We start from the raw sequence: 9,437 nt of genomic DNA on the forward strand, positions 1-9,437 counted from the left end.
TTTTAGAGAGTTCAAACACTTCGGCTTTGGATAGTCCCATACGGAACCCTTGTCCTACGTAGAGGATACGTTCTGCATTTGGGCGACGGATTTCATGTTTCACAAATTCGAGATCACCTTCAATCGGATCGAAACCGCTTAGTCCTGTTTCCAGCGAGCAGAGGGCTTTTTGAACCGATTCTTTAAACGTTCGTCCGATGGCCATCGCTTCACCGACCGATTTCATACTGGTGGTGAGGGTCGATTCCGCTTCGGGGAATTTCTCGAATGTGAAGCGCGGTACTTTGGTTACGATATAGTCGATAACCGGCTCAAATGCGGCAGGGGTGCCTGTGATGTCGTTGGTGATCTCATCGAGGGTAAAACCGACGGCAAGAAGCGTTGCTACTTTGGCAATCGGATACCCGGTCGCTTTGGAAGCGAGTGCCGACGAGCGGGAAACGCGCGGGTTCATCTCGATAACGATCATACGTCCGGTTTCAGGGTTGACAGAGAATTGTACGTTTGATCCCCCCGTGTCGACACCGATTTCACGTAAAATAGCGAACGACGCATCACGCATACGTTGGTATTCTTTATCTGTGAGCGTGAGGGCAGGGGCAACGGTGATCGAGTCTCCCGTATGAACACCCATCGGATCGAAGTTTTCGATGGAGCAGACGATGATACAGTTATCGTTACGATCGCGGATAACTTCCATCTCGTACTCTTTCCATCCGAGCAGGGACTCTTCGATCAGAATTTCGGTAATCGGAGACTCATCGAGTCCGCGTTGAGCGAGCATTTTGAATTCATCGATGTTGTACGCAACACCGCTTCCGCCACCGGCGAGAGTGTACGAAGCACGAATGATGATTGGAAAACCGATTGCTTCAGCCGCCGCCATTGCTTCATCCATATTGTAAGCATAACGGGAGATCGGCAAGTCCATTCCGATTTTAACCATACACTCTTTGAAAGCTTGGCGGTCTTCCCCTTTTTTGATCGCACTTGGGTTGGCACCGAGAAATTCGATCCCCTCAAGCATCCCGAGTTCATGCATTTTCATAGCGGCATTGAGAGCAGTTTGGCCTCCCATAGTCGGCAAAATAGCATCTACTTTTTCTTTCTTGATGATTTCAGCAATGATCTCAGGTTTGATTGGTTCGATGTAGGTACGATCGGCAAATTCGGGGTCGGTCATAATGGTTGCCGGATTCGAGTTAATCAAAACTACGCGGTAGCCAAGTTCTTTGAGCGTCTTGACCGCTTGTGTTCCTGAATAGTCAAATTCACAGGCTTGACCGATGACGATCGGGCCTGATCCGATGAGTAATATCGTTTTGATGTCGTCGCGTTTTGGCATTGAGACCCCTCGTCATAAAAATTTTATTATTATAGACGAGAAGCACTTAAAATCCGATTACAGCCTTTATCTCACCTTGGTGATAACGTGAAAATAGGCAGGATTTTTACCGTAAAAATAAGGTTCGATAACCGCACTTTGGTATCCGCTGGCTTTGGTGAAGGAGACGACTCTTCCCACTTTAAGACCGGACATAAAGATTCGGTCAAGCCCTGAGGTTTGGACTTCATCTCCTACCGAAATAGGGATCCATGTCGGGATAAATTCGACGATTAAACGGCGTGCATTATTTCCCCGAACAATCCCGGGCGCCTGTGAAGCTCCGATATTAACGGCATAAGAACTTTTGACATCCCCGTTTAAAAGTGCTTGCGGGTGTCCGTTTTTAGAGACGACAATACCAGCCGCATAGCCGCGATACAAAAGGCCGTAAACACGTTTGGGATCAAAATGCTCCATCTCTATCCACACCCTATGAGGATCTCCGAAACGGACATAGGAGAGGGTACGTACCAGCGCGGTATCGGGCATAGTCTTAAATGTGCTGTTATGTTCTACAAGGAGTTTTTGATACTCATCGGCAACCTGATGAAGATTTAATAGCTCTTTTTCGTAATAACGATTTTTTTTATGCAGATCGATGATGGTGGCTTGCTGGCGGAAATGCTCATCAATCCCGTTTTGAATCTGTTCAACGCCGGTGAGGTACGATGATTTGATCGAATGGGTGAGCCGTATGATAGGGGACTGTAAAAAAGTGGTGAAATAGAGTGCCCCGCCTACTAAAAGTGTAAGTAGCGATGCAACGGTTAACGCTTGTTTATTCATTATCGAAGAGTTCGTGGAGTTGATCGATCTCTTCTAATGCGCGGCCGGTTCCGCGTGCAACACACAACAGCGGCTCATCGGCAACGTATACCGGAATTTTAATAATTTCAGAGAGATATTTATCGAGTTGACGGATGAGAGCCCCGCCTCCGGTGAGGATAACACCGTTGTTGACAATATCACCCGCCAAATCCGGCGGCATATTTTCGAGGACGTCACGGAGTGCTTCAAGAATCTCTTTGAGCGGTTCACGCATCGCTTCGCGTGCATCTTCGCTGGTGAGTTCGATGGAGGTAAGAAGTCCCTCTACCTGATCACGCCCGTTAATGATCATTTTAAGCTCTTGAGCCAGAGGCATTGCGGTACCGATATTGATTTTGATATCTTCCGCGATACGCTCACCGATGAGGAGATTGTATTTACGTTTGATGTAATCCATAATGGCACGGTCGATTTTATCCCCCGCAACACGGATGGAACGGCAAAGGACAAGTCCTCCGAGAGAGATAACACCGATCTCGGTAGTTCCCCCTCCGATGTCAACGATGATATTCCCTTTCGGTTCGCGAATATCGATCCCCGCACCGATGGCTGCGGCCATAGGCTCATCGATCAGATACACTTCACGCGCTCCCGCACTCATTGCCGATTCACGAACCGCTTTACGCTCAACCTGTGTCAAGCCGTAAGGGATACAGATAATAATACGTGGACTGATGAGTGATGTACGACCGTGTGCTTTTTCAATAAATTTTCGGATCATTTTTTCGGTCATGTCAAAATCGGCGATAACGCCGTCTCTCATCGGGCGGATCGCTTTGATATTGCCCGGAGTTTTCCCTACCATCTCTTTGGCTTCGCGCCCTACCGCAAGAACGCGTTGTTGCCCGTATTTTTCAGTTTTTACGGCAACGACAGAGGGCTCATTGATAATAATCCCTTTTCCTTTTGAAATGACAAGGGTATTTGCAGTCCCTAAATCGATAGAGAGATCGTTTGAGAACATTCCGATAAGTTTATTAAATAGCATTGACTCTCCTATGCACTTTTTTGAGTTGATTTTTTGATATAGACCGGTTGAACTTTGTCCTCGACTACCTCTTTGGTAATGAGTACTTCATATCCGTTGTATTCAGGGAGCTCATACATCGTATCTCCCATAGTCTCTTCCATAATGGCACGAAGTCCGCGTGCTCCCGTTTTTCGCGCCAACGCTTTAGCCGCGATTGCATTGAGTGCCTCTTTGTCAAACGTCAGTTCGACGTCATCGATGGCAAATAGTTTGGTATATTGTTTTACTAAAGAATTTTTTGGTTCGGTGAGAATACGAACCATCTCCTCTTCGGTAATTTTGTTGAGTGACGCGATAATCGGTAAACGTCCGATCAATTCAGGAATGAGGCCGTAACTGACCAAATCATCCGGTTCAACGTTTTCGAAACTGTCATCGATATCGGTAGTGCTTCGTTTGTCATGTCCGAAGCCCATGACGTTAGACCCTTTTTTACGCTCTAAAATCTGACCGAGACCGTCAAATGCCCCTCCGCAGATGAAGAGAATACCGGACGTATCGATTTGGATGAAATCTTGGTTCGGATGTTTGCGCCCTCCCTTGGGAGGGATATTGACAACGGCACCTTCAATAATTTTAAGCAAGGCCTGCTGTACCCCTTCGCCCGATACGTCACGGGTAATAGAGCGGTTTTCGCTCATGCGGGAAATTTTGTCGATCTCATCGATAAAGACGATCCCCTGCTGTGCCCGTTCCACATCGCCATCCGCTGCTTGGAGAAGTTTGGTAAGGATATTTTCGACATCTTCACCCACGTATCCCGCTTCGGTGAGGCTTGTCGCATCGGCGATCGCGATAGGGACATTCAAAACACGGGCAATGGTTTGTGCCATCAGTGTTTTTCCGCTTCCGGTCGGTCCGATGAGGAGGACATTGGATTTGGCGATTTCGGTTTCATCTTCTACAAGGGTATGTTTAAAAATACGTTTGTAGTGATTGTACACGGCGACTGAAAGAAGCTTGCGCGAGCGGTCCTGGCCGATGATGTATTGCCCCAAAAAGGTGTTAAGCTCTTTCGGAGTCAGAAGCTCGGTACTTTTGTGCTCAACGGCAGCGGTAGTCTCCCCTTCGGAATCACCGAACATGATTTTATAGGCGGAGAAAACACAGTTTTTACAAATGTAGACATTTGTACCGGCGATAAGGGGGTTGTGGTCGCTTTCCTGCGCGTCGCAGAAACTGCAATGGCGATGAATCATGATTGATTCCTTTCATAGGGGATACCCCGTTTGGTATTAACAATAAAGGTACAAAGTTTTTGAACGAATTCGCTTGATGTCTCTTCAAGCAAAGCGGATGCTTGTTCTTGAAGAGGTTTGCCCGATTCAAACAATTCACGGTACGCCGAACGGAGTGCGTCAATATCGGCGCGTTCGACATGCCGGCGCAATCCGTTGAGATTGAGACCGCGCAAGATGGCGCGATTCCCCTCTGCCAAACAATACGGCGGTACGTCTTGGGAGAGTGCCGATGCTCCGGCAACCATCGCGTAATCTCCGATTTTGACGAACTGATGTACGGGTGTCATTCCGCCGATCACGGCGAAATTCCCCATTTCGACATGTCCTGCCAATGTTGCGGCATTCGCGAGAATACAGTGATCTCCGATGATGACGTCATGACCAAGATGGACATATCCCATAAAAAGGTTGTCATTACCCACAACGGTTTTGCCGCCGCCGCCTGCCGTTCCCGGATTAAAAAGGGTAAATTCCCGAATCTTGTTACGATCCCCGATAATGAGTTCGACCTCTTCCCCGGCGTATTTTAAATCCTGCGGAACGGAGCCGAGGACGGCATGGGAAAAAATGTCGTTGTATTCGCCGATGGTCGTATTGCCGTAAATACATGTCCCCTGAGCAATTTTTGTCCCTTTGCCGATTTTGCTTTTACCGGAAATGAAACAAAACGCTCCGATTTCGACATCGGGGCCGATAACGGCACCCTCTTCGATAATAGCGTGTGGTGAAATCAAACTCATAGCGCCTACTTGTCTACGATCATGGCTTTGAGCTCGGCTTCGCTGACGAGAACATCATCAACGTAAGCTTTCCCCTCCAATACCCAAATCGATCCTTTGTGTTTAACCACATTCATACGGTATTCAAGACGATCTCCCGGGCGGACGGGAGCACGGAATTTGGCGCCGTCGATACTCATAAAGTAAACAACCTTGTGCGCAGCTTCTTCTTCGGTCATATCCATACTCTGGAATGCCAAGATACCGCCGGCTTGTGCCATACCCTCTAAAATCATAACACCTGGATAGATCGGGTGACCTGGAAAATGACCTTCGAAAATCTGTTCGCCGATGGTGACGTTTTTAAATCCGATAAGTGATTCGTTCGGAGTAAGGGAAGTAACACGGTCAACGAGCAAAAATGGGAATCTGTGGGGTAAAATTTTTTGAATTTGAACGACATCTATCATATTTGTAAACACCTTGAGTAATAAATCGCCCAATTCTACCGCAAAATTCGTTAATAAATGATAATGCGTTTTTTTTTGGCTAGGAATACTACTTTTTGAGGGCGTGCTTTACCAGGAGGTCCGCTACTTCGAAACTCGCATCGACGAATTCAAGTTCCGGCAGGTCCCGCATACTTTTGCGTTCTTCGGCATTGTCGATTTTGACAATAATATTGGCCTCTTTGTCGTAGTTGAGCACCGCTTCGCTGATGAGCCGTCGATTCTGTTCGCTGCTCATGGTAATAATGATCGCCTGCGCCTCTTTGACCATCAAAGACTCCAAAACGGGGAGTTTGTTCAAGTGCCCGAAATAGGCCATATAACCGAGTTTTCTGGCATGCAGAACATGTTTGAGGTTATCGGAGATGATGATGAAGTTCGCCCCTTTCCCTTGGAGTGAAGCGGCGACAATTTTGCCGAGCATCGCAAAACCGGCGACAATAATATGATCTTTGCGCTCGATGGGGGTAATGACGTCCGATTCATAAAACTCTTTTTCAAAATAGGAGGAGAGCTTATAGATGTTTCCGATAATAAACGGGGTAAGAATCATCGAAATGACACTGACTAAAATCAAAAAGCTTGCCATCTCTTCGCTGATTAGTTTTTGTGCCCCCGCCAATGCAAAAATGGCAAACGAAAACTCGCCGATCTGCGCAAGCGAAAGGGCGGTTTTGGCGGAAGTATTTTTATCGGAGTTGCGTCGTATGATGGTGTAGATAACGACTGCTTTGAAGAGCATGGCAAAGAAAAATACAAAAATTATTATATGGATGTTTTGTGCAAAAAAGAGGATATCGATTTTGCTCCCTACACCGAAGAAAAAAGCTCCCAACAGGAGATCTTTATAGCTGGCGATATCCGATTCGACTTTGACGTTATAGCGGGTATCGGCGATAATCATCCCTGCGATAAAGGCTCCCAGCGAGTAGGTGAACCCCATGCTGTGGGCCAAAAGTGCCGCACCGATGAGGATGGAAAAGACGGACCCCAAAAAGAGCTCTTCCAACTCAGTTTTGGCCGAAAACTGCAAGAGGGCATTGACGATCTTTTCTCCGAGGGTAAACATAAATACGACGACGAAAGCGGCGGAAAGTACCGTTTTTAGCAAAACTTCGCCCAAGGAGAGGGTATCGTTGGATAAAAAGGTGATGAGAAGCAAAATAGGGATAACCGCAAGATCTTGAAAAATCAAAATCCCCATCGATTTTTGTCCGTAGGGTGTGTGTATATCTTTGGACTCTTTGAGATAGGTGAGGACGATGGCTGTGGATGAAAGGGAAAAAGCCAGCGAGATGATGAGCGAAGTGTTGAAATCGAGATGAAAAAGGGTATACGACAGCAAAAAGATTACCACAACACTGAACACGACTTGCAGCAGACCGTTGGTGAGAAGAATCTCTTTCATCTTTTTGATTTTTTCCAGACTCAGCTCCAGTCCGATGGTAAACATCAAAAAGACGATGCCGAATTCTCCGATGAGGTTGAGCGAGTCAATTCCTGTTCCGTTGAATCCAAACAGAGTGCTAATGATTGTCCCCGTTGCGATGTAGCCGATAATATGAGAAATTCCCAAACGCTTGAGAATGATATTGAGGATCGTGGCGATGGCAACGGTTAAAAAGATTGATAAGAGTAATTTTTCCATAATAGAAATTATAGTGAACTATTGCTATTGCGGGTGGTTAAAAAGTAGGCGGTTTCGGGTTATCTGCGGAATAGTTTAATGAATAATAAGTTGCTCTTTGGTGTCGTCATATGTTTTGGTCTCTAAAACCAGTGTGATTTTAACCGTCGGTATTTCATCGACAATGATGATTGCAGAGGTACTAAACGGGCATCCCGTGAGACGGGAACGGACTGAAATTTCTGTACCGATGGCTATCGTGTTGAACATCAGCTCTTGGGTTGATCGATAGGATGAATCGGTGAGGATATTAAACGTTTCCAGCGTGATAAAACGAACTTCTTCGCGGTTGAGAAAATGTTGGTTACCGATACTGAATTCGATATGTCCTTGTGTCTGTGTACGGCTGATGGCGGAGTAGAAAAGGGGATAGGAAGGTATGACTTCAGAGTCGACTTTTAGGGACGATGATAAAAGGCGATAGTTTATAAACCGTTCTTTAATGATTCGGTACGGCGTACCTGCTTCTTCCAACTCGTTGCGGCGATGGTAGAGTTCCAAACGCTCTTCGATCGAGGCCGGGAGAATTTGGCGGGTGATGGGCGAGAACATCTCATCCATCAATCTATGTTGCTGATCACGCTGCATACCAAGGCCGAAGAGACAGCCGCAGTAGTCTTGACGGTAGAGCTGTTCTTCTTTAGCGACTCTGCTTTGATCGGCGGTTCCGTTATTTTTACGGTAGTCAAACGCGATAAATTTAACGCCGTGAGACGCTTCAAACACTTCGCCGCTTCGGATCAGCTGTTCTTGAGATTTTTTGGGACTGACGAGGAGGGTGGTGGTCATCGTGGATTCACCGAGCTCGAGCGCTTTGTGGGCGCTTACTTCGAAACGGCGGTCGAAACAGACTTCACAGCGTGATCCCTTTTCAGGTTCATTTTCGAGTCCTCGAACGGCGTCCATCCAGTTCTCAAAATCGTATTCACCCTCTATCAGCTCAATTCCCAGTTTTTTACAGCTGCGCATCACGTCTAAAAGACGAAGGCGGTATTCGCTGTAAGGGTGGATATTGGGATCATAGAAGAACCCGACGAGTTTTTCGTTGGGGAATTCCTGCTGAAGCTTCTCGATAAAAAAATGAGAATCGACGCTGCAGCAGATGTGGACGAGCATAGTTAAAAGCCTTTGAAAAGTTTTTTAAAAGTGCGGTTCACTGCACGTGGGCTTTCCGCCGAGGAAAACTCAGCATTAGCGTAGATACATGGGCTTTGCTCATGTGTCGTTTTGAAATTAATTCTTCTCTGCGAGAATTTCCACTGTTTCGATAGTGTCGCGCATTTGGATGCTGTCAAGAACCGCCATAGATTCTGCATCATCCGCTTCGATACCGCCGAAAACCGTGTGTACACCATCAAGATGCGGAGTGCTTGCAAAACAGATGAAAAACTGGCTTCCGCCGGTATTTGGTCCAGCATGTGCCATAGAGAGCGTCCCTTTAACGTGACGGTGCTTGTTCAATGACGTTTCACACGGAATCGCCCAACCTGGTCCGCCGGTACCTGTACCGTGAGGACAGCCTCCTTGCGCCATGAATCCTGGAATAACGCGGTGAAAGTTAAGACCGTTATAATAGCCATCATTTACCAGTGCCGCGAAGTTGGCAACCGTATTAGGAGTTTCTTCGTTGTAGAGTTTGATCCACATAACCCCTTTGGCAGTGGTCATTTTTGCCCATTGGTAGCTCGCCATCTCTTCGGCTGTAGGTGTATAGGTTTTCAGTTCTTTTCGTCCGAACATGGTGTGATCCTTGAGGGAATTTTTTGAAATTATAGTGGATTTATCTTAAGAGGGGTGGATGAACTTGTTATAATGCACACTATTAATTTAATCAAAGCAGGATGTATATGGGAGACTTATTTAATCGTAAATGGTCGCAAATCAGTCTTAACCAAGTCAATTTTTATACGATTGTGATTATTTTATTAATCACCGTTATTTTTGCGTCACTCCTTATTTATGATGAGTACAAAGATTTTATTAAAACGGCTCAAAACGGGATTGAAATCGTCAAAGGTCTCCCCCTAAGTAGTTCG

9 protein-coding genes and 1 pseudogene are annotated in these 9,437 nt (G+C 46.4%); 1 reads left to right on the top strand and 9 read right to left on the bottom strand.

Annotated elements, in window-relative coordinates; genetic code table 11:
- The 9 genes from carB to Q0C19_RS08620 all read right to left on the bottom strand — a co-directional run.
- Positions 1 to 1,345, bottom strand: a 1,345-nt coding sequence (gene carB, locus Q0C19_RS08580) for a carbamoyl-phosphate synthase large subunit (protein WP_295055110.1), incomplete at its 3' end; no start/stop codon positions are given.
- Between the two features lie 66 nt (positions 1,346 to 1,411).
- Entirely contained in the window at positions 1,412 to 2,173 is a 762-nt protein-coding gene (mreC, locus tag Q0C19_RS08585; RefSeq protein WP_295055112.1) for a rod shape-determining protein MreC, read from the bottom strand.
- On the bottom strand, positions 2,166 to 3,203 hold the full coding sequence (locus tag Q0C19_RS08590) for a rod shape-determining protein (protein ID WP_013460700.1): 1,038 nt from the start codon (positions 3,201 to 3,203) through the stop codon (positions 2,166 to 2,168). Before Q0C19_RS08590 ends, mreC begins: the two co-directional genes overlap by 8 nt.
- A gap of 8 nt (positions 3,204 to 3,211) precedes the next feature.
- The gene (gene clpX / locus Q0C19_RS08595) at positions 3,212 to 4,444 is read right to left on the bottom strand and encodes an ATP-dependent Clp protease ATP-binding subunit ClpX (protein WP_295055115.1); all 1,233 of its coding nucleotides are present in this window, start codon (positions 4,442 to 4,444) and stop codon (positions 3,212 to 3,214) included.
- Positions 4,441 to 5,226: an acyl-ACP--UDP-N-acetylglucosamine O-acyltransferase gene (gene lpxA, locus Q0C19_RS08600; protein WP_295055117.1), complete on the bottom strand. Its 786-nt coding sequence runs from the start codon at positions 5,224 to 5,226 to the stop codon at positions 4,441 to 4,443. The genes clpX and lpxA overlap by 4 nt, the downstream gene beginning before the upstream one ends.
- Positions 5,227 to 5,231: 5 nt before the next feature.
- Positions 5,232 to 5,675, bottom strand: coding sequence for a 3-hydroxyacyl-ACP dehydratase FabZ (gene fabZ / locus Q0C19_RS08605; RefSeq protein ID WP_295055119.1), 444 nt, complete (start codon positions 5,673 to 5,675; stop codon positions 5,232 to 5,234).
- Between the two features lie 88 nt (positions 5,676 to 5,763).
- Positions 5,764 to 7,362 carry a cation:proton antiporter gene (locus Q0C19_RS08610; protein WP_295055120.1) on the bottom strand — a complete coding sequence of 533 codons (1,599 nt, stop codon included), beginning with the start codon at positions 7,360 to 7,362 and terminating at the stop codon, positions 5,764 to 5,766.
- 75 nt (positions 7,363 to 7,437) lie between these two features.
- Positions 7,438 to 8,517, bottom strand: coding sequence for an epoxyqueuosine reductase QueH (locus Q0C19_RS08615; protein ID WP_295055121.1), 1,080 nt, complete (start codon positions 8,515 to 8,517; stop codon positions 7,438 to 7,440).
- A gap of 117 nt (positions 8,518 to 8,634) precedes the next feature.
- Positions 8,635 to 9,141: a peptidylprolyl isomerase gene (locus Q0C19_RS08620; RefSeq protein WP_295055123.1), complete on the bottom strand. Its 507-nt coding sequence runs from the start codon at positions 9,139 to 9,141 to the stop codon at positions 8,635 to 8,637.
- A 107-nt stretch (positions 9,142 to 9,248) separates the two neighbouring features.
- Between Q0C19_RS08620 and Q0C19_RS08625 the strand changes: the two are divergent.
- Positions 9,249 to 9,437 (top strand): annotated as a pseudogene (locus tag Q0C19_RS08625) (hypothetical protein); the annotation flags it as partial.

It is taken from the genome of Sulfuricurvum sp. (genome assembly GCF_023250475.1).
GTDB lineage: Bacteria > Campylobacterota > Campylobacteria > Campylobacterales > Sulfurimonadaceae > Sulfuricurvum.

Coding starts and splice junctions, on each gene's coding strand:
- mreC (WP_295055112.1), bottom strand. CDS start 2,173: ATGAATAAACAAGCGTTAACCGTTGCATCGCTACTTACACTTTTAGTA.
- Q0C19_RS08590 (WP_013460700.1), bottom strand. CDS start 3,203: ATGCTATTTAATAAACTTATCGGAATGTTCTCAAACGATCTCTCTATC.
- Q0C19_RS08620 (WP_295055123.1), bottom strand. CDS start 9,141: ATGTTCGGACGAAAAGAACTGAAAACCTATACACCTACAGCCGAAGAG.
- Q0C19_RS08615 (WP_295055121.1), bottom strand. CDS start 8,517: ATGCTCGTCCACATCTGCTGCAGCGTCGATTCTCATTTTTTTATCGAG.
- Q0C19_RS08610 (WP_295055120.1), bottom strand. CDS start 7,362: ATGGAAAAATTACTCTTATCAATCTTTTTAACCGTTGCCATCGCCACG.
- lpxA (WP_295055117.1), bottom strand. CDS start 5,226: ATGAGTTTGATTTCACCACACGCTATTATCGAAGAGGGTGCCGTTATC.
- fabZ (WP_295055119.1), bottom strand. CDS start 5,675: ATGATAGATGTCGTTCAAATTCAAAAAATTTTACCCCACAGATTCCCA.
- clpX (WP_295055115.1), bottom strand. CDS start 4,444: ATGATTCATCGCCATTGCAGTTTCTGCGACGCGCAGGAAAGCGACCAC.